This is a genomic window from Chitinophaga varians (assembly GCF_014529945.1).
GTDB classification, from domain to species: domain Bacteria; phylum Bacteroidota; class Bacteroidia; order Chitinophagales; family Chitinophagaceae; genus Chitinophaga; species Chitinophaga varians.
In genome coordinates this window covers 134456-154981 of record NZ_JACVFB010000008.1, presented here as the reverse complement: position 1 = coordinate 154981, position 20526 = coordinate 134456, and the positions used below count along the sequence as shown (strand labels likewise).

At 46.4% G+C, this 20526-nt stretch carries 21 protein-coding genes and 1 tRNA gene; 14 read left to right on the top strand and 8 right to left on the bottom strand.

What is annotated here, in order from left to right; genetic code table 11:
- Positions 1-47: 47 nt before the first annotated feature.
- Positions 48-2312 (top strand): patatin-like phospholipase family protein, encoded by a 2265-nt coding sequence (locus tag ICL55_RS31680; RefSeq protein WP_188105382.1) that lies wholly within the window; start codon positions 48-50, stop codon positions 2310-2312.
- Positions 2313-2400: 88 nt separating this feature from the next.
- On the opposite strand, the gene ICL55_RS31675 is transcribed toward ICL55_RS31680, so the two are convergent.
- Positions 2401-2997 (bottom strand): MiaE family protein, encoded by a 597-nt coding sequence (locus ICL55_RS31675; protein ID WP_188105381.1) that lies wholly within the window; start codon positions 2995-2997, stop codon positions 2401-2403.
- A gap of 81 nt (positions 2998-3078) precedes the next feature.
- Between ICL55_RS31675 and ICL55_RS31670 the strand changes: the two genes are divergently transcribed.
- The 9 genes from ICL55_RS31670 (at position 3079) to ICL55_RS31635 (ending at position 11341) form a co-directional block, all read left to right on the top strand.
- Complete coding sequence (locus ICL55_RS31670; protein WP_188105379.1) at positions 3079-4194, top strand: aminotransferase class I/II-fold pyridoxal phosphate-dependent enzyme; 1116 nt, start codon at positions 3079-3081, stop codon at positions 4192-4194.
- Positions 4195-4248: 54 nt separating this feature from the next.
- On the top strand, positions 4249-6678 hold the full coding sequence (locus ICL55_RS31665) for a penicillin acylase family protein (RefSeq protein ID WP_188105377.1): 2430 nt from the start codon (positions 4249-4251) through the stop codon (positions 6676-6678).
- Positions 6679-6756: 78 nt separating this feature from the next.
- Positions 6757-6832 (top strand) — tRNA-Lys (locus ICL55_RS31660).
- 378 nt (positions 6833-7210) lie between these two features.
- Entirely contained in the window at positions 7211-7417 is a 207-nt protein-coding gene (locus tag ICL55_RS31655; protein WP_188105375.1) for a DUF6876 family protein, read from the top strand.
- Positions 7418-7511: 94 nt separating this feature from the next.
- Entirely contained in the window at positions 7512-7607 is a 96-nt protein-coding gene (locus ICL55_RS35685) for a DUF6876 family protein (RefSeq protein ID WP_425489549.1), read from the top strand.
- 349 nt (positions 7608-7956) lie between these two features.
- Positions 7957-8373 carry an AtpZ/AtpI family protein gene (locus tag ICL55_RS31650; RefSeq protein WP_188105372.1) on the top strand — a complete coding sequence of 139 codons (417 nt, stop codon included), beginning with the start codon at positions 7957-7959 and terminating at the stop codon, positions 8371-8373.
- Complete coding sequence (locus tag ICL55_RS31645; RefSeq protein WP_188105370.1) at positions 8354-9109, top strand: hypothetical protein; 756 nt, start codon at positions 8354-8356, stop codon at positions 9107-9109. The genes ICL55_RS31650 and ICL55_RS31645 overlap by 20 nt, the downstream gene beginning before the upstream one ends.
- Positions 9110-10357: 1248 nt before the next feature.
- Positions 10358-10618, top strand: a complete 261-nt coding sequence (locus ICL55_RS31640; protein WP_188105368.1) for a hypothetical protein — start codon at positions 10358-10360, stop codon at positions 10616-10618.
- A 78-nt stretch (positions 10619-10696) separates the two neighbouring features.
- The gene (locus ICL55_RS31635) at positions 10697-11341 is read left to right on the top strand and encodes a DUF3667 domain-containing protein (RefSeq protein ID WP_223151660.1); all 645 of its coding nucleotides are present in this window, start codon (positions 10697-10699) and stop codon (positions 11339-11341) included.
- Between the two features lie 141 nt (positions 11342-11482).
- On the opposite strand, the gene ICL55_RS35330 is transcribed toward ICL55_RS31635, so the two are convergent.
- The 3 genes from ICL55_RS35330 to ICL55_RS31620 form a co-directional block, all read right to left on the bottom strand.
- On the bottom strand, positions 11483-12427 hold the full coding sequence (locus ICL55_RS35330) for a zinc-binding dehydrogenase (RefSeq protein ID WP_425489548.1): 945 nt from the start codon (positions 12425-12427) through the stop codon (positions 11483-11485).
- A 103-nt stretch (positions 12428-12530) separates the two neighbouring features.
- Positions 12531-13121 carry a Crp/Fnr family transcriptional regulator gene (locus ICL55_RS31625; RefSeq protein ID WP_188105362.1) on the bottom strand — a complete coding sequence of 197 codons (591 nt, stop codon included), beginning with the start codon at positions 13119-13121 and terminating at the stop codon, positions 12531-12533.
- 12 nt (positions 13122-13133) lie between these two features.
- The gene (locus ICL55_RS31620; protein WP_188105359.1) at positions 13134-13805 is read right to left on the bottom strand and encodes an ArsR/SmtB family transcription factor; all 672 of its coding nucleotides are present in this window, start codon (positions 13803-13805) and stop codon (positions 13134-13136) included.
- A 73-nt stretch (positions 13806-13878) separates the two neighbouring features.
- Between ICL55_RS31620 and ICL55_RS31615 the strand changes: the two genes are divergently transcribed.
- A complete protein-coding gene (locus ICL55_RS31615) occupies positions 13879-15258 on the top strand; it encodes an alpha/beta fold hydrolase (protein ID WP_188105357.1) in 1380 nt (459 codons plus the stop codon).
- 94 nt (positions 15259-15352) lie between these two features.
- Here ICL55_RS31615 and ICL55_RS31610 read toward each other — a convergent pair whose 3' ends face one another.
- Both ICL55_RS31610 and ICL55_RS31605 read right to left on the bottom strand, forming a co-directional pair.
- Positions 15353-15781, bottom strand: coding sequence for a nuclear transport factor 2 family protein (locus ICL55_RS31610; RefSeq protein ID WP_188105355.1), 429 nt, complete (start codon positions 15779-15781; stop codon positions 15353-15355).
- Between the two features lie 490 nt (positions 15782-16271).
- Positions 16272-16751, bottom strand: coding sequence for a hypothetical protein (locus ICL55_RS31605; RefSeq protein WP_188105353.1), 480 nt, complete (start codon positions 16749-16751; stop codon positions 16272-16274).
- 652 nt (positions 16752-17403) lie between these two features.
- Here ICL55_RS31605 and ICL55_RS31600 point away from each other — a divergent pair.
- Genes ICL55_RS31600 through ICL55_RS31590 form a run of 3 tightly spaced genes read left to right on the top strand, consistent with a single transcriptional unit; the run spans position 17404 to position 19288 of the window.
- Positions 17404-18261: a DUF4373 domain-containing protein gene (locus ICL55_RS31600; RefSeq protein ID WP_188105351.1), complete on the top strand. Its 858-nt coding sequence runs from the start codon at positions 17404-17406 to the stop codon at positions 18259-18261.
- Positions 18236-18955, top strand: a complete 720-nt coding sequence (locus tag ICL55_RS31595) for a P-loop NTPase family protein (protein WP_188105349.1) — start codon at positions 18236-18238, stop codon at positions 18953-18955. The genes ICL55_RS31600 and ICL55_RS31595 overlap by 26 nt, the downstream gene beginning before the upstream one ends.
- A 21-nt stretch (positions 18956-18976) precedes the next feature.
- Positions 18977-19288 (top strand): transposase, encoded by a 312-nt coding sequence (locus tag ICL55_RS31590; protein ID WP_188105347.1) that lies wholly within the window; start codon positions 18977-18979, stop codon positions 19286-19288.
- A 71-nt stretch (positions 19289-19359) separates the two neighbouring features.
- Here ICL55_RS31590 and ICL55_RS31585 read toward each other — a convergent pair whose 3' ends face one another.
- On the bottom strand, positions 19360-19830 hold the full coding sequence (locus tag ICL55_RS31585) for a hypothetical protein (RefSeq protein ID WP_188105345.1): 471 nt from the start codon (positions 19828-19830) through the stop codon (positions 19360-19362).
- 74 nt (positions 19831-19904) lie between these two features.
- Positions 19905-20399, bottom strand: a complete 495-nt coding sequence (locus tag ICL55_RS31580; RefSeq protein ID WP_188105343.1) for a hypothetical protein — start codon at positions 20397-20399, stop codon at positions 19905-19907.
- Positions 20400-20526 lie beyond the last annotated feature (127 nt).

Here is a 20526-nt window from a genome sequence, read left to right as displayed (position 1 = left end):
TCTTAAACGGAATAAAGCCTTATCTTTAATTACAGCCGCAATAAACTATGATGAACCAGGGACAGTTATTACATTTCAGCAGACTATTTTTTGCATTTTTATTCGGACAGTTGTTTTTCTGCACGGGCCTGCAGGCGCAGCAGCCTGCCCATAACGGGCCTAAGATCGGGCTGACGCTCAGCGGCGGTGGCGCCCGCGGGCTCGCACACATCGGCATTCTCGAGGCCATAGACAGTGCGGGGCTTAAAGTCGACTATCTCACGGGAACGAGCATGGGTAGTATTGTAGGCGCACTCTATGCCATGGGCTACTCCGGCGATTCCATCGAAGCCGTGGCCCGGCGGCTGGACTGGAACAGCTTATTTACCAATCAGCCGGTGTTGACAGATATTTCCTACGAAGAAAAGAACGAGTACAACAAATATATTATCGAGATACCTTTTGAATACGGCCGTCCGAAGCTGGCCTCCGGCGTTATCTCCGGAGAAGCGCTGTGGCTGGAGCTGGCGAAGCTCAGCTGGCCGGTGAAGGATAAAAAAGACTTTTCCACATTTGATATTCCCTTCAAATGTATTGCCACAGATGTGGCCACCGGCCAGATCGTTACGCTGGACTCAGGAGAGATTGTCACGAGTATGCGTGCCAGTATGGCCATTCCCTCCATCTTCACGGCCGTGAAAATAGGGGACCGTAAACTGGTGGATGGCGGCGTGGTGCGTAACTTCCCCGTGATCACCGCCAAGGATATGGGCGCCGATATCGTGATTGGCTCCAATGTAAGCGGGGGACTGCGTAAGGCCGAACAGCTGGTCACTCCTTTTGATATCCTGTACCAGCTGGGTTTTTATAAAGATGCCGCTGATTTTGAAAAAGCCCGTAAGCTGTGCGACATCTATATCCCGATCAGCAATGAATTGGAAAACTATTCCGCCGCAGCCTTCAACAGTGTAGACTCTATCATCGAGATTGGTAAAAGGAAGGGACGGGAGATGTATCCGGTGTTCAAACATCTGGCAGACTCGTTGAATGCGCACCTGGCAAATGTGAACAGATTGCCCTTTTCGGCCGATGTGGAACTGAGCAGCATTCATGTGTCGGGGTTGGTACATTCTGATGAGAAGTTTTTCCTGCAAAGGCTGCATCTGAAGCCTGGCGGCTGTTACAGCAACGCGCAGCTGCGCGAAGCCATCCAAAGGGTATATGGCACCCGCTTCTTCAAACAGATCACCTATAACCTGCATCCGGAAGGATATGGGCAATACAGGATGGAGATCGCAGCGGAAGAAAACCCGCTGACATACGTGAAGTTTGCCATCAACTATAACACGCTTACCGGCGCCAGTGCCATCCTTAACCTCACGCAACGGAATTTTATCGTGCCTAACTCCCGTTCTTTTGTGAGTGTGGCCGTCAGTGAAAACCCACGGCTGGAAGCTCAGTACTTCAAGTATCTGGGACGCAGCCGTAGCTTTGGTTTTGGGCTGGGTGCCTATTATGAAAACACGGCCCTGACGTTTTATGATGAAGACCTGACCAAGATGCAGCCTTATCGCAATAAATACGCGAATGTAGACATCAACCTGCAATATTCTCCCAGCGGTAACATCGCTTTCGGCGCGGGTACACGTTGGGAATATATCAAATACAAACCGCAGTACTCGCCTTTTGTGGAAATAAGAGGCAGTACCAATCAGCTGAACAGCTATGCTTTTCTGGGTGTGAATTCGGTGAACCGGAAGGTGTATCCTACCAGCGGGCTGCTGCTCAACATAGAGGGAGGGTTCATCTACAACCAGCATTCCGGTATTAATGTTAACAATAGCGGTTTCCCGCTGGACCTTGACAGTGCTGGTGTCCGGTTCAATAACTATCAACGGCTGCTGGTCAATGCAAAATATTATGTGCCGCTGGGGCGGAAATCAGCTTTACAGTTTAATGGTAATCTGGGATGGAATTTTAATTATAACGAATCCGTGGTGAGTGCTTATGTGGTAGGCGGGATGAACGATGTGATCCGCAACCAGGTGCCGTTCGTGGGGGTGTTTGAAGGGGAGGTGATGTCTTCAAAAGTAGCGGCGGTGCAGGCTGCGTGGCAATATGAAATTATACGGAAGTTTTATGCGATACCCAGAGTAGGAGCAGCTTTGTATAACAGCAGCCTGATTGGCGCCCAAAGCACTTACAGCGGGTTGACGGGTTACGGGCTGGGAGCGGGTTACGCCAGTTTCCTGGGGCCTATAGAAGCCACGATGATGTACAGTGACCAATCGGGTAAGCTGAAGTTTTATGTGAACCTCGGGTTTAATTTCTGATTTTTTTCATTTTGATATTTTGATATTTCATGGGGTTCTTTCCTTGCAACAACCCGGTGAAATATCAAAATATCAAAATAAAAAAATGCTAGTGCATGCGGTCGCCGCGCACTTCAATATTTTGCAGGATTTCGGCTTCCATTTTCAGCCATTCCTCCCATCTTTTGCGCACTTTTTCTTCCGGGAAATATTCATTGGCCAGATCGATAAATAACCTGTAGTGGCCGGCTTCGGAGATCATGAAGCGACGGTAGAATTCGCGCAGGTATTCGTCTTCCAGTCCTTCGCTGAGGAGGCGGAAACGTTCACAGCTGCGGGCTTCGATGAGGGCGAAGATCAGCAGGGCATCGAGGAAGGCATCATCAGCGCTGCCGCCTTTGACGCGGTTGTCCATGAGGGCGTTCACATAATCATCTTTCCGTTGTTTGCCCAGCGGGAGCCCTCTTTTCTTCATCTCGGCCAGTACCTGCCGGAAATGTCCCCATTCTTCCGTCACGATAGGTGCCAGTTCCTGTACCAGTTTTTCTCTTTCCGGATTGCGCTGGATAAGGGAGATGGCGGAGGAGGCAGCTTTCTGTTCACAGTAGGCATGGTCCGTGAGGATATCCTGCAGAGAAATAGCTGCGAGATTCACCCAGCGGGGGTCGGTAGGTAATTTTAATCCGAGTATGGATACTTTGCTCATGTTTTCGCTTTCTGGTATTGGTTATTTTTGTGGTGCGAAGATAGTATTGAATCTGTTAATTTGCTAAAAGCCCATTTGTATATGCACAGAAGTCCAGAGCCCTTTTTATTGCAACCGTTGTTACAACGGCGCGAACATCATTCCTTCCGGGAGTTGCGGTTACCGGGTCAACTTGTAGATTTCTGTTCCAACGATTATCTGGGACTGGCGCGTAGTGCGGCTTTACAGGAAAAGATAAGGGAGTTGCAGCAGGAGCGGCCGGTGTCGCACGGCAGTACCGGTTCGCGGTTGCTGGCGGGCAATTATCAATGGATCAATGATGTGGAGGCGGATTTAGCGGCTTTTCATCAGGCCGATGCCGCGTTGATTTACAATTCCGGTTATGATGCTAATCTGGGCCTCTTTTCCTGTGTGCCGCAGAAGGGGGACACCGTGGTGTATGACCAGCTGGTGCATGCTTCTATCCGTGATGGCATGCGTTTGTCCAACGCGCAGACTTTTTCTTTCCGGCATAATGATATGGAGGATCTCCGTAAAAAGATCAACAACGCGGGTGGCAACTGTTTTGTGGCGGTGGAGTCAGTTTATTCCATGGATGGTGATATGGCGCCGTTGCAGGCCATTGTGTCGTTGTGTGAAGAATATGGGGCGCACCTGATCGTGGATGAAGCCCATGCCACCGGTGTGGTGGGACCAAAAGGCGCGGGCCTGGTACAGGCATTGGGGCTGGAAGACGCCTGTTTCGCGCGGGTGCATACCTTTGGAAAAGCGGTCGGCTGCCATGGCGCCGTGGTGTTAGGTTCTGCCACGCTGCGGGATTATCTGATCAATTTTTCCCGGTCGCTGATTTATACCACGGCCTTGCCGCCTTCGGCCATCGCCGCCATACAGGCGAGCTACAGCCTCTTTCCTTACATGGACGAGGCCCGTGAGCAACTATCGGCGCTGGTCCGGCATTTCCGCACCGGCGTACAATCGTTGACGTTATTGCCCGGGGATACGCCTGTTCAGGGCGTTTTGACAAAAGGCAACGAGCATACCCGTACCATTGCCGCGATGCTGCAATCGGCCGGCCTGGATGTGCGGGCGATACTGCATCCTACGGTGCCCAAAGGTGAGGAGCGGCTGCGGATCGTGCTGCACAGCTTTAATACCATGGAGGAAACAGACCTGCTCATAAAAGTCTTATTGCATTAGCTCGTTTGATGAAAAAATAGCGTATTTTACATATATACATCCGAGCTACTATTTATGAGAATCATCCCAGCAGTTATCACCGCAGCCGTTACATTATCGCTTACCTATGCGCTCAGCAACAAAATAGGTGTGCTTCCCCCGATGGGAAAATTGTTAAGCCCGCAGACCGGTTTCTGGCAGAATGCAGAAGTGATAGGAGAGCGGCCACATGAGAACATGGTGCTCCCCGGTTTGACCGGTAAAGTGGAAGTATGGTACGATGATCGTGCCGTGCCGCACATCTTTGCGGAGAACGAGGCGGATGCCTACTATGTGCAGGGGTATGTTACCGCGCGTGACCGTCTCTGGCAGATGGAGCTGCAGACTTTCGCTGCCGCCGGCCGGTTATCGGAGGTGCTGGGGCCTGGCCTGGTGAAATATGACAGGGGTAAGCGCCGCGATGGGATGGTGTATGCCGCAGAGAGGTCGGTAGCGGTGATGGAAACGGATCCTGCCACCAGGACAGCCATCCATTCGTATGCCGACGGGGTGAACGCCTATATCGCCCAGCTCACGCCCGCCACGCTGCCGGTGGAGTACAAGATCCTCGATTATAAGCCGGAAAAGTGGGACGTGATCAAATCTGCCCTGCTGTTAAAGTATATGTCAGCCGATCTGGCCGGGTTCTGCAATGACCTGGAATATACCAATGCCCGCCGGCTGTTTTCCATGGCTGATTTCAACCTGTTATATCCCGATTTTCAGGACACCTTATATCCGATTATTCCCCGAGGGACGCCTTTCGCAGCCGCTTCTGCCAAAGCAGTGGCGCCGCCCGACAGCGTGTTGGCCATCGATGCGGCTTTTATGAAGTTTAAACAGGACAAGCCTGATCCGGCCAATGGCAGCAACAACTGGGCCGTAGCCGGCAGTAAAACCCGCTCGGGCGCCCCCATTCTCTGTAGCGACCCGCACCTCGGACTCAGCCTGCCTTCCCTCTGGTATGAGGTGCAGGTGCATACCCCGGATATGAACGTCTACGGCGCCTCCCTGCCGGGCGCTCCCGGTGTGATCATCGGCTTCAATGATCACATCGCATGGGGTGTTACCAACGGAGAAGAAGATGTGAAAGATTATTACCGGATGCAATTCCGCAACGGTAAAAAAGAATACCTGTTCAACGGCAGCTATCGCGCGGCAGACCTGCGGGTAGAGGCCATCAAAGTGAGAGGCGGCGCTACCGTTTATGATACCGTGGCCTACACCGTGTTTGGCCCGGTAGCATACGATAATACCTTCCCTGAAAAGATAGCCGGGCAGTCTTTCCTCGCCATGCGTTGGAAGGCCCTGGATTCCTCCAATGAGCTGCGTACCTTCTACCGCCTCAATAAAGCCCATAATTACGACGACTATCTCGATGCGCTACGTACCTTTACCTGCCCGGCGCAAAACTTCGTATTTGCCGATAAAGCGGGCGACATCGCGATCTGGCATAATGGGCAGTACCCGTTACGCTGGCAGGACCAGGGTAAATGGATTATGCCGGGCAGCGACAGCACCTACGCCTGGCAAGGGTATATCCCCCATGCCGAGCTGCCACATATCAAAAATCCGGAACGAGGCTTTGTCAGCTCCGCCAATCAACGGCCTACAGACAATACCTATCCTTATGTGCTGTATAGCGCCGAATATGATCTGTTCCGCGGCGAGCGGATCAACAACCGGCTGGGTGAGATGAACCAGATCACACCGCAGGACATGATGACGCTTCAGAATGATAACAAAAACCTGTTTGCCGCCGCAGCGATGCCACTTATCCGCAAACATATGGATACCGCCGCGCTCACCGATGCGCAGCGTCCTTACTGGCAGCTGTTGACGCAATGGGACTGTGTCGCTTCTCCGGACAGCAAAGCGGCGACAATTTTTAATGCCCTGTGGGAGCATCTGTCAGATACGATTTTCCGCGATGAACTGGTGCCGAAAGATTCCACCATATTAGCCATGCCGCAGTCTACCACTACCTTGCTGATGTTGCTGCGTGACAGCGCCGTGCACTTCGTGGACAATATCAACACGCCGCAGAAAGAAACATTGTCAGGCCTGGTGTTTGGCTCTTTTACCTCCATCACCAAAGAAATGGCGGAATTGAATAAAGCCGGTAAACTGGAGCTGGGCAAAGCCCGCGGTACTAATATCCGTCACCTTACCCGCGTCATTCCCGCCTTCAGCGCCATGCACCTGAATACCGGCGGCGGAAGACACATCGTTAACGCCACCAGAGACACCCACGGCCCTTCCTGGCGCATGGTGGTGCAGCTGTCAGATAAGACAGAAGCCTATGGTATTTATCCCGGCGGACAAAGCGGTAATCCCGGTAGCCCGTACTATGACAACGCGGTGAATGACTGGGTAGCCGGTAAATATTATCTGCTGCACGTGTTCGACCAGCAGGAAAAAGATGACCCGCTCATCCGCTACAAGGTGGTGTTTACAGGCAAATAGGAAAAATTTTTAGAAAAGTATTTGGAAGAAAAATATTTATTCCTATCTTTGCACTCCGTTAAACAAACGGGGTGTTAAGATTCCGTAGCTCAGTTGGTAGAGCAATACACTTTTAATGTATGGGCCCTGGGTTCGAGTCCCAGCGGGATCACCACTAAATCATCAAAGGAAATTAAAGCCGCTTAAATCGTAGGATTTATGCGGCTTTTCTGCTTTTGGTGTGAAAAGATAAATCATATCAAACGAATCTGAAAGGATACAAAAAAGGATACAGTAAAAAAACTAAGTTTACTGTATCCTTTTTTCTGGTAGATGCTTATCAGTAAAGGGTTTTAGGACTTGCAAACCGAAACAAACCAAACAAAACCCAAACATCGGACCATAAAACTTTATGAGTTATAAAAGTAAGTCAAGATTTATCAATTCTTTTTCATCTTCGCTAGGATAACAAAAATCCTGATGGTAAAGCTACGAGCTGCTCGCAAAAATATAGGCCCTGTTCCTAATTCTTTGACAATTAAAACGTTAAATTATGGAACAGAAAAGAATTACCGCAAATACCGATGCTGTCAATCGTTTAATGGGATTTACAGGAACGAGAAATTGGTACCAGCATGGTTTTGCCGGAAAGCTGCTTATGGATGGCTTACGGGAACTGCGGGATGTCTTTTCATATTACTGGCTGATAGATGATATTTTGTTACTTACAATTGCGCTATCTGAACCATTCCAAGTATGAAAGTTGGGACGGATATGGGAAGCGGAAGAAGGAAAAGAAGAGCTGGACCTGCTTGCTGTTTTATACTTACCCACGATGACGGTAATGGAAGAGTATATTTCAACATGAGTATTCTTACAGTGATTTCGAGGCAGATATTGTAAAACTGTATTTCTGTAATAATGTGCTGATGCTTCCATCAGAGTATTGATTATAGGGAAGCTTCGGCCCTCTTTTATTACAATATAAATTAAGCTCTTCGCCCTGCAAGCATTGATATTTGTTACTTTTTATGTATATTGAAACCATTATTATTTTCTGATTTGCTTGAATGAAACATTGAAAATCTATTCATAATAAGAATAAAAAGCTTGAATGAATTGTATCCCTATTTATAAATCAACCGAGAGCCAAGCTCACTTCTTTCAGTTATATTTAACGAACCTTTTCGAGAGGACGTGCTCAAATACCAATATTCCCTTATTGCTCGTTTCTCAAACTGAATTTATATGAAAAACTGTGTTTTATTAGACGCATTGCTAAAAGAATACAAACAATAAATGAGAGTTGAATTTGATATACCAGACGAAAAAGTTCAGAACCTAAGCCCCAATGGCAAGAGTGCACTCATACAATATAGCAAGAAATTGACTGAGGATATAGTCGATGAAGCTTCTCGTATTGAAGCAAGTAGGCGCAGTCCAGATACAAACACTGAGATTACCGCTGCAATCATTAATGATGCCGCTCATTATTCCAGAAGGTTCGTTCCTAAGCCGACAAAAAGTAAGTGGACTAAGATAATTCAAATTGCTTCCTTTGTCGCAACCATGATAGCAGGTGCTATGCTTGGTAGTATATTAGATACTACCAAAGTCAAGACACTAAACGAAATCATATGGTTCCTTATTGTGTTTTTACTTGCAATAGTATCGGCAGCTTATCTAATTTTTAATAATGAGAGCAATGGACAATAGAGATATATACAAGGAAAAATTGACACCATCGGCGAAAGTAGCATTGGAGGAAGCTGCGGAAGAGGTGTCCAATAAAATTTTTGATAGGGCAATTGAAATTGCTCAAACTAGAAAAACCTTTGAGCAAGAAATTTCACTTCGGGATATTATTGAAGCAAAGGAACAGTTTTTGGATTTCAGGATAAAACGGGAAAGGTCTGAATATCTTAGAAGGAAGCTATCCTTGGTGATCTCGTTCGCTGGCGCTTTTTATGCACTCGCCGGAATGCTTATTTATCTGTTTCAGAGTAATAAGTTTGACCTGAAATCTGATTTAGGCCTACTCGTCTCAGGAGTTGGGGTTTTAACGATGCTTTCTGCAGCCATATATGTGTTACTGATGTATAAAAGGTCAGTTAATGACAATCGCGAGCAAAGAATGGTGGAATCATTCGATTTAAAGACAAACTATGACATAGTTAATAGATGGCAGATAATAGAGAAACTGGCTGGGTCAATCATGATAAAGCAAGGGCTTTCAGTAAACAATGTTAGGTCAATTAATTCGATAATTAATTTCTTATCATCACTATTCGCCAACGATAAAGATAGTATTATTATGTTAAAGAGACTTCTGTTGGCTCGGAATAAAATCGTCCATGAAGGATATCAGCCATCGCGCTCGGAGAAAACAGAGTTAATTAATTTTTCCAATTCTATGATAGAGAAGTTGGAAGACATGCAAAAAAGCAGATAGTTTTTCCTTCTTTGAAAACGTGCTTAAAAGCCAGCGACGCCATAAGGCGCCACTGGCTTTTAGATTTAATCCGACTACATTCTCTGTTTTTTTCCGTTTTTACTGGATACGCTACTTTCTCATAAAGAGAAAAGGGAATGCCATCCCTGTATTCGATGCCAACGCACAGGCTGCTGCCCAACATGCCCAATCGCCTTGGCCACCATCTACCATTCCTCTCTAACATCTACCTTTATGGGTCGGTAAGAACACAGGTCCCGTTTTTCAAACACTAAAGCTAATAAAAGCCACCCGCCCGGAATATGAACGTCTTCGCCTCCGGTTGGGTAAAAAATCTCCACCGGCGCTTTTGCCGGCCCTTCCCAAACGTTGCAGGCGCCAGTCGTATTCCTTTGCTCAAAGCTTTCACTATCCGCTTATGCTGCTTATCCGACGCTCTAGTTTGAAAAAAATGCTACCAGTGCCTCTTTCAAACCATCCCCAAAGATGGTCTAGTCGCTCAGTCATTCCTATGGTATCCATGAGCGAATTGGCTACCTGAACAGCAAATGGCCTAGTAAGTGCCCGGTACCGGAGACAGCGGGTAGGTAGGCTTGTCCCAATCGTTCGCTACCTGAGTAAATCACCGGGATTGACTAGGACATGGTTGCAGGGTTTCTCAGGTAATACAAAGCCATATCAAAAGCGTGTATGCTTTACCGTTCCAATTAGCAATATAATTAATACTCGTTTGTGCTTATTTAGCAAGGGTTTTCGTATCTTTGTAATGTTGAAAAGTTCTTTTAATCCACTACAAAATAAGCTAATCCAGAAGGATACAAAATCGGATACACTAGCTTAAAAATCCTTTGAAGATAGCGGCAATTAAGCCTTTGATATAGTCCCAGCGGGATCACAGAAATTCGAGAAGCCTGCGCGAGAGCGTAGGCTTTTTGTTTTTTTAGTCGTGTGTTTAGTCGAGTTCCGGCATAACCGCTATTTCTTTTTTGTTCTTTATACAGGTTAACGCGCTTTAATGAGTGTACGAAAAACTATATAGAAATTCACCTCCCATCGGCACCATTACATCATCCTGTTATTCTCGTAAGAATGCCTTGCAAACGCCGCCCGCTGAGATCATGGTCAGTAATTTTATCTAGCCTGTTTTTTGTCAGCAGGCCATGGCCGGGTTACTTTTCATCGTAAGCTTTAAGATCGCCATGAATTTACACTCAAGTGTAGGGCTTTACAAGAAAAAAGTCAGGATTTTTGGCGGAAATCCAGATTATGAGCCTATCAAGTACTGACACTAATGATCTACTGAAAAGAAAAAGCCGTATTCAGGGAATACTGGTTGGATTCCTGGTACTGTGTATGATAATGATTGTATGTGTTTTGATGATTAAAGAGAAGAAGGTGGTGTATATCGCCCCGATGTTTTCATTGTCGCTGGTCTTTTTCCCTTTATTTCAACAGCTGAAAGCTATTAAAAAAGAGCTGCAATCCCGTGCAGCTGATTCCGCTAAATAATTTTTTACGATGAATTGCAAGTCATGTAATGCGGCTGTTGCTGATAAGTTTTGTGGACACTGTGGCAATCCGATCGCATTGAAGCGAGTAGATAGCCATTATATCATTCATGAGGTGCAGCACGTGCTGCATTTTGAGAAGGGAATATTGTATACGATCAGGGAACTGTTGATACGCCCCGGAGTAAATATCAGGAGGTTCCTTACAGAAGACAGGAGCCGGCTGGTGAAACCGGTCATTTTCCTTGTCATATGTTCGTTGCTGTATACGCTGATTACCCATTTCTTTCATATCGAGAAGGACCATTACGTAAGCGACGCTATACGGTACGAAACCTTTGCTGCCCTCACCACATGGATAGAAGGGCATTACGGCTATGCCAATATCATCATGGGTCTTTTTATCGGCGCCTGGTTGAAATTGTTTATGCGCAAAAGCGCGTACAATTATTATGAAGTACTGATCATGTTATGTTTCGTGATTGGCACGGGGATGTTGATATATGCGTTGTTTGCACTGGTGCAGGGTATCAGCGGGAAAAATATGAAGCTGACATCGGAAGTGGTATCGCTGTTATACAGTATGTGGGCCATTGGTCAGATATTGGGCGGGAAGAAAATAAAGGGATATGTTTTGTCACTGGTGGGTTATATATTAGGCATGGGATCGTTCTGGCTGGCAGTAGAATTGTTGGCCTGGATAATAGATCGGTTCAAGGATTAATATTGCGCAGTCATCCCGGCCACGAACGGCGGCAGATACGTTTCTGATATTCTTTTCCTGGAAGAGGTTTTTCAGTAAAGGATTTAAGATCCTATGAACGCTTATTGTTTCACCTGGCTATAGAACGACAGCTTCAACATCTTACCTGCTGCCGGAATTTTCCACATACAGTACAATCTTACCATCCACTCGCTGCTGTATTAGTTTGTCAACGGCTTGCGATATACTGCTCCAGGGCAGCTCGCTGTCTATAGGTGTCTGGAGGCTTCCGGCTTTCACCATGGCGGCAAGACGCTCCAGCGATGGCGTGCTTGGATACATGGGTTCGCGCCCCAGCCATATGCATTGTATGCGATGTAACGGCCATGCAGCCGAGCGGACGTTTATGCTCGTAGCCTGACGTGCAGAGTTGCCAAAATTGACGCAGATGCCGTTACGCGTCAGCGTAGTGAGTGCAGTGGCCAGGATGTCACCGCCTAAAGAATCCCAGATTATATCATATTCGCCGGCGTTTTTGGCTTCGTCTATATTCTTAAAAACAGTGACTGTATTGATGTTATCTGTTTCCAGTTGATGTGCCAATTCTGTACGTCTGCTTATGGCAAATACTTTTGCACCAGCCATGGCAGCCAACTGACACGCAAAACGCCCAACCCCGCCCGCTGCACCAGTTATCAGAACACGTAGGTGTTGAATATTACCGCTGGCTTCCAGGCAGTCCAGGGCTGTAAGTCCGGCTATCGGCAAACAAGCTGCCTGTGCATCCGTAAGGGCTTCCGGAATTTCAGCCATCAGCGCACCGGGGGCCACAAGATACTCCGTCCACGATCCCTGCGGTATGTAGCCAAACACGCGCGTACCTGCTTTGGGGGTGCTGCCATCCTCGGCCGCTTTTACTACAATGCCCGCAAAATCCCATCCTGGTATATAGCTTTTTGTTGCTGCCAGCGCGGTACGGGTTTCGCCTTGATTGAGGGTAAAGGTGTTCACTTTTATCGGTGCCTGATGGGGAGAAGGGGTAGGTAGGGCCGTCTTTCGAATCGCTAAGCCCGGAAAGGTATTGGGTGTAGTGAAAATGGCTTCCATCTCCAGTTCCGTGGGCGAAAAATTATTTTTCATATAGCTTATTTTTTGCCCAAACTACAGAGAGACCGCAAAGGAATTGTTGATTTGCATCAACAAATAACTCCTACTTATTTGTACTTCTCAATCTGCTTAACGTCTCTTTCGTTATCCCGAGATAATTGGCAAGGATATGATGCGGTATTCGCAGAAACAGCTCCGGGGAAGTTTGGATGAGCCGCTCATACCGGATTTGGGGTGTTTCATAGTAAGACGCTACCAGTCGCTCCATTGCATAACATGCCGTGTGTTCTGCCAGATGTCTGCCTGCTTTCTGCCATGAAAAAGAGCTGTCAAATAACTTCAGCATGCGGTCAGCATCCATACAGATCAAAGTGGTTTTCTCAACGGCAATGATATCCATCTCGCCCGGCTTTTGCGTCATAATACTTACATAGTCTGTCACAAAATCATGCTCAATCGCAAAGTCAAATGTGCGTTCAACTCCGTTAAGATTTTTTACCCATCGAAAGCAACCTTGTAAGATAAATCCGATTGTTTTACATTGTCGGCCTGCTCTGTGAAAATATTCCTTTGTATCAAATTGTTTGATATATAATAGCTCATTCAGTAACTCCCAGTCCCGCTCCTCAAATGTTGCCAGTTTACTTAAATATGATTTTAGCGGCGCGTAATCTGACAGGTTATCAGTATCCATGAATGTAATTTTCTAACCAAAATACTCCTGTATCTTTTTTTCTCCCGTAGCAGTAATGATAACGGCCCTCGAATGCCGTGTTCTCCTTATCCAGTCGCCCTCCAACATGAGGTCCAGCAAGGCTGCGCCCAGGGCGCCGGCGATATGATAACGCCTTTCTGTCCAGTCGAGACAGGGCCTTAAAAAGATGCGACGCTGTTGCCGGACCTCCGGCAAATTAATGCCTAATTGCAACAACCATTTTTCCCCTTTGGAGGTCAGTTCAAAATTATTTGCTTTACTGATGATCACCCGTTGTTTCAATAAACTATCGGCGATGGCAACGCCTGTTTTTCCGGCCAGGTGATCATAACATGTTCTGCAATGGGCCACCGCTGCATGGTGCTGATGGCTGACCATCTTTTTTTGTTTTTCGTTGGGGATAAGATGCGCAATGGCTTCTATGGCATAAGCCACCTCCTGCCTGGAAAACCGGTAGTACCTGTGCCTGCCTTGCTTTTCGGCGACCAGTAAGTCTGCCTGAACGAGCTTGCTGAGGTGCATGCTGATGTTCTGGGGGGAGGTATTGGTGCTGATGGCCAGTTCTGTGGCAGAATACGCGCTGCCGTCCAGCAATGTCCATAAAATGAGCGCCCTTACCGGGTCACCAATCAGGGTGGCGATCTGACCGATTTGTGTTTCCATGGTCATTCATAGTTAAGTTCAGAATGAAGTATTAAAGATAATGCTTTATCACCTTTGATAGCAAAATGAGTATATGAAGAGGGGTATCATTTTACTATTCCTGACTTTTTTCTATCAGATCAATACACATGCACCATCAAAAGATACACTGTTTATGAAGAGCTATGCTGTTTTAAAGACTGCCAGTCATATTCCGGGGTTGAATATTGCTTTGCTGGAAGCAACGCCCACCAGGATGTCGACTGATTATCCGGTACTTTTTATTCACGGATCTTCTTTCCCGTCAGCGCTGGCCTTTGGTTTCAGGATGAATCACTATTCCTGGATGGACCATTTGGCAGAGAATGGATATCCGGTATTCGCCCTGGATTTTCCCGGCTACGGCCATGCCGATCGTTATCCGGAGATGCTGACCAATACGGTCACTGATGCACCGCCGGGGAGGGCCACCAGCGTTTATCTGGACGTAGACAAGGCGGTGGACTTTATTTTAGAGAGAACGGGAAAAGACAAAGTGTATTTAATCGGCCATTCCTGGGGAGGATCTGTGGCGGCCCTGTATGCCTCCAGGTACCCGGATAAAATTGCAAAGCTGGTTTTATTTGCCGCTATCACTGCCAGACAGGATACTTCCCTTCCTGAAAAAATCACGCAACCTTATGAAGCGCTGACGCCCGCCCAGAGAATAGCGGACATGAGAAGCCTGACGCCTGCCACAGCGCCATGCCGGCTGGCGCCGGAGATTTTTGATACCTGGGGAGATATCTGGTTGCAATCTGATCCCCTCGCGGCAAAATACCAGTCAGACAGTGTGCGGTTTCCTGCTGGTCCTTCGGCGGACAGAGAAGCGCTATTACATAATATCGCTTACTACCATCCGGAGGAGATACGGGTCCCTACGCTGATCATCAGAGGGGAATGGGATACTTACCCCGACAACCAGGATGCGGAGAAACTTTTTGTGTCACTCAAAAATGCACCACAGAAAAAATATGTGGTCATTGAAAAGGGAACGCATGTGATGCACCTGGAAGAAAGCCGGCTGCAGCTGTATACGGAGGTGACTCATTTTCTGCAACAGGGCCAACAAACCGGCAAACACGCTGTAGCCGTTATTTTCGAGGTCATCCCCGCCGATGGGCACAAGCAGGAGTACCTGGACATTGCGGCCGCCCTCAGGCCTCAGCTGGAAAAAATAGATGGATTTATTTCTATCGAACGCTTTCAGAGTATTTATCATCCTGAAAAAATACTGTCGTTATCCTTTTGGGCAGATGAGAAGGCGATTGAAGCGTGGAGAAATATGGAAATACACCGTGCGGCCCAGTGGAAAGGCAGGCAATATGTGTTCAAAGACTATCGCCTGCGGGTGGCACAAGTGGTGCGGGACTACGGGATGTTTGACCGGCAGGAAGTGCCCGTTGACAGCAGGTCTTTTCACGGGAAAAAGTAGTATGGTCACCGATAAAAACCAAAGCCGCTTACATCATGGGACGTAAGCGGCTTTGCGGTTCGGGTATACAACGGATCTAAAGTGATGCATTTACTCAGGCCATTCTTTCCTGAATAGGCTTCAGTTGGTAAGCCTTGTAAAAGAACCTGTCGGCTTCATGCTGATCTGCCGCGAAATTGACCACTTCCACAATTTTACCATCCTTGATTTTCCACAGCAGGCACCACAACATATCTACGTTGTTGCCGTCTTCGCGGGTGCTCCAGCCACGGTGGCAATCAATGACGTAGTGGTCGTTTACGCCCAATACGATGGGGTCTGCCTTGAATCCTGATTCGCTGAGCTTTGAGAAGTAGGCCAGTACTTCTGTGATACCTTTTTTAGTGCCGCTCATGGGGTGATGTCCGGGAATCGTCCATGTTACGTCTTCTGCCACTACTTCTTTCATGGCTTCGGCGTCAAACTTGCTGTAGGCGTCAAAAAATTTACCGATGATCTCGAGATTAGGGTGTTGTTGGCTCATGGACAATTTGTTTTTCTTCAGATAATGAGTGTTGATAGTTTACATAAAGATCTGACAAATAATATTTATTTGTATATATATGGAGATGAAATCACATAAAAGTAATTTTTGCTGGTAGAAAAGTGTGCTGAAAATGTCGAAAAAAGACGTGCTTATTTATGGGGGCAGACTATGTTTTTTGAGCAAAAAAACAGGGTAGATAATTTGCCTGAAAAACATGGGTGACAGGTGCCCGCTGAAATAGCGTGCAGAGATGGTTGGAAGTTGCGAAATGATGTCTGGTAAGGTGTTTCGAAGGAACGCTCCGATTGTTTTCTTATTTGTAATTACCTGCTAATAATTACAAACAAGAAAACAATTTTTTTGTATGTTTATATCGGTGTGGAAAAGCTGTTTCAATAAAAATATTACTACGCAAAAACAATCGTAAGGAAAGACGTATCTTGTACCTGTAACCTCAAAAATATGTGGCAAATGAATAGTGAAAATATCAGGAAACAACCAGTTGCAATTGACCTTTCAGTTCTTTTATCTTTTCTTGAACGGCCTGTTCAGCTTCGTCCAGCACAGTATCAAGATCCCGTTTCTTTTTGCGGTCATCCAGCTGGAACTGTAATTCCGCCAGACGGCGGAGAATTACCGAAAGATATGCCTCGTTCCTTATGAGCTGCGCGATTTGAAATTCGCGCCAATACGAGATGATTTGTTTTTGAGCTTCTACTAATTCCCTTAAAGTCTCTTTCTCTTTGTCGTTTGTAGCATCACTGCCTGTTGTTTCATGAAAAGCTTCAGACACGGTTTTGCCTACTATGGCCGCGGCTTTCTCTTTTGTTTCCTGCTCGATGTACTTCCTGTTAAACAGATAGTTGAGATTCTGTCTCGACATGCCAAGCATTTCAGCAAATTCGTTTACCTGATAGTCGCTTGATTTAACAAGTTTTCTGAGTGTATCGCCTTCGTTTTTTGACATTGTTTTTCAAAAAAAATGGGTAAATAATGAGACAAATATATTTTGTCAAACGACAAATATTCTTTTACTTTATACTGTCAATTAATTAGATAATGGTTGGCGCAAATGTAGTCAAAAAAAGGAAAGTTCGTTGATTAACCCCCATTTTGATACTGGTCGAATGTAAAAGACATGACCATTCCGTGTAAACCCTCATTTTTAACCTTCAAACTCCTTTATCCCAAAGACAGCAGACAATGAATACAAGTGCTATGTCAGACAATTTAGAGGTTTCCACAGCAGCCCGGACGCATCCGTTTTTTTGACGTCCACCATCCCTGCCGTCAGGAAATACCTGCTTATCCTATAATGAAACCCGCCGGCAGACATGTCGGACACCCTCATGGATACATGCATAATATTATTTGTTAACCCGGTTGGAAAACCGCAAAAATTATACAGGATGCAAGCCTGAATGCACAACTGCACGGAGCGCATTTTTTGAATGCCGCCCCGACAATAATTCAAAGCAAATATTAACTATACCTGCCCGCCCGGAGATTCCTGATGGAATGTCCGGATACCGGCACTTTTGAAACAAGAAGTTGAAATAGACAGTGCAGGCGTTACCTATAGCCGGCACCGTGATTGTTTGATTATAAACCAATATTCAATGGCACGACCAATTGCAGAAGGGTTGATGTATTTTCCCATGGACGTGGATCTCTTTGACGATCCCAAGTTGTTGATGGTAGAAGAGGAGCACGGTATCCAGGGAGGATACATTGCCCTCAGATTGTTATGCTGGATTTACCGGCAGGGATACTATACGAACTGGAATAACGAGATGTCCTACATCTTCGCCAAACGTATCGGTAATGCCGTTACCGGCGCACTGGTAACGGCGGTGGTACATACACTGGTGAAAAGAGGCTTTTTTGATGAACGCATGTATACGGAGTTTGCTATTCTCACCAGCAAAGGCATCCAGAAACGCTGGCAGAAAATTATCCGTGACGCCAAACGGAAGGCCGTGATTAACCCCTTACATAACCTTGTCGAAGACCTGGATAGCGACGAGACGGCATTTCTTCCGGAAGAAACCATGGCAGCCACGCCATTAATGCCACAAAGTAAAGTAGAAGAAAAAAAAGAAGAGGAAAATAAGGAATATCCATATGGCGGAGCCGCATCGGTAAATACAAAAACGACGGCCGCTACAGCGGCCATGCCTCCCCCCGCCGCCGCGTGGCCCCCCTCCGTTAGTCCCACCCTGGAAGCCGTGCAGCAGTTTTTCGCCGCCGCCGGCGCCAACCGCGAAATGGCCAATAAGTTCTGGAACAAATGGGAAGGACTGGGATGGGTGCAGGGCTATACGCCTATCCGTAACTGGACCGGCTTTGCCAATAATTTTATTGCTAATTATCACTTCAACGAGACAAAATATGCAGCATCCGGAAAAAAGAACAAATCAACTCAACAGCCTGCAGGAGTTATTACCCCAGGTGTCAGGAAGTTTGGGCAACTCTGAGCTGAATAGCGCCCTCAGTAGTGGTGATCAACCAACGGTATCTCCTTATCATCAACAGCCTGCTGCCATGCAATGGGACAGTCGTACTTTATTCAATTTTATATTAACGCGTACCCAGGTAGTGCCAGACGGATTTAAGGTAGATGATATGAACCGGGAAGCGGTAAAAGCCCTGTGCTGTTATTTTACAGACGATCCGGCTTTCGAGGCCATGGCCGCCGACGGACAATCGTGGAAGCTCTCCAAAGGGCTGCTCCTGTTTGGAAACGTGGGGACGGGCAAAACAACCCTGATGCGGGCGTTCAATAAAAATCCCCGCCGCTGTTACCAGGTGGTGAATTGCCGTCGCCTCAGCGCCTTGTTTGCCGAGCAGGGACATGATATGCTCTACCGATACAGCAGTCCGGTACCGTTGCCTACGGCGGCGGATACTTTCTATCATCGGCACGCCGGTATCTGCTTTGACGACCTCGGAACGGAAGAACTAAAGAAAAATTACGGTAACCAGGTAAATGTGATGGCCGAAATCATGCTCAACAGATATGATAACCAGCAAACGCCCTGGCATCATACACATATCACCACTAACCTGACAGCTGCTGAAATTGAACAGTACTATGGTACCCGTGTGAAATCCAGGATGCGGGAAATGTTTAACATGATTACCCTTGACGGAGAAGACCGCCGCAGGTAACCAGGAAAATAGCTTAGAAACATGAGAGGACAACAATCGCTCTTCAATAGCTTTGTGACCAAGCAGGAGGAGAAAACAGTAAGAAAAGGACGCTCGGCAGATATGATCGCCTTACGTGATGAATGTTTGCTATACAGGTATTATTACTACATCAAGTTGCAGGGTAGGAGGTACGATGTGGCTATCCAGGAGTTATCAAAAGAATTCTGGGTGAAGGAAAGTAATATCATTTACCGCATGCAATGTAACACCAGCCGGCTGGAACAGATCATGAAACAGGAGCAGCCGGCTATCAAACAGTTGCGGCAGCAATACCCCTGGTGGACCTGGTGACGGGAGGCAGAGGGTATAAAAAAAGGGACGCAGTAGGCTGCGTCCCTTTTTTTATATCATCAATTAAATGATCATTTCCCTTTTTCCTCTATCCTGATATTACCGTCGTCAAAATTAGTGTTAATGGAGATATATTCATTACCACGGACTACGTCGGCGAGTACCGAATTTGGGTTTTTAGGCGCAAATTTTTTGTCAAAAAATGTTTTGTAGATCTTGGCCAGATAATCCTTATTTCCATATATGAGCACCTCACCGACCAGTTTGGTCTCAGGATTAACCGCATATCGGATGTTAAGGTTCACCCGGCTGCTATCTGTAGCGTCGTTAAAATATTGCAGATAAGTTCCTTCTACAATCAAATCCGGACGATGAATGATAATCAAATTAAATAACTTGGTTACTTGTTCATTTAATACAGAAGCCTCCTTATAAGAAACGCCAATGAGCTTGTTGTTAATAGTTTGTGCGTTTACGTTACTGCAGATGAGTACAAACAATGCGGCCAACATAAACCGGCATATCACAGAATAAATTTTCATTTTAACTAAAAATTATATTTAGTAAAGGTAATGAATAATTTATTAACAATATGTATGCCGTTTTTATGGAATGTTTACGCCCGAAACAGAAAATCCGCCGCCGGACGGGATGTGGTGCTGCCAGGGAGTGTTGCCACGCTCTCTTCAAAGGTTAGGCTATACGATAAAGATCTTACCCGGAAGGTATCCTTTCTGTCTGCGGTCTCTATTTTGGTCCGCACGAGCGGTGCACAGCTGCCGTTGCTCCACCCTTGTAATAACTGATGAAGTTTGGTTTCGATTTCGTAGTAGTCCAACGCGGTCTGTTTGTCGATAAAATCGGTGCTGCCACTTTTAGTGACCGAAAAAGCCAGTTTGCAGCTCAGTATACCGCTGGCCGTTTGTTCACGTTGCGCCAGGTTTTCAAATTCAAAAGTGGTGAAATCAATAAATACACAAGGCCATACATCCGGTTGTCCTTTGTAGTTGTCCAGCTGTTGTAATTCCGGAAAGACACCTTTTATTTCAGGAATGTTGGTGGTGATGCGCGTTTCCAATGCTGCATACATGTTTGCGAATAAACTGTTCATTTTTGCTGATTTAAGTATTTAATAGGACAGTATTTATCCTGGTGATAAATCATCTGTTTAATAACAGCAAATTTCCATGGAATAAGCCTCTTTTTGAAACGCGCTTTTAATGATTAAACAATCTCTT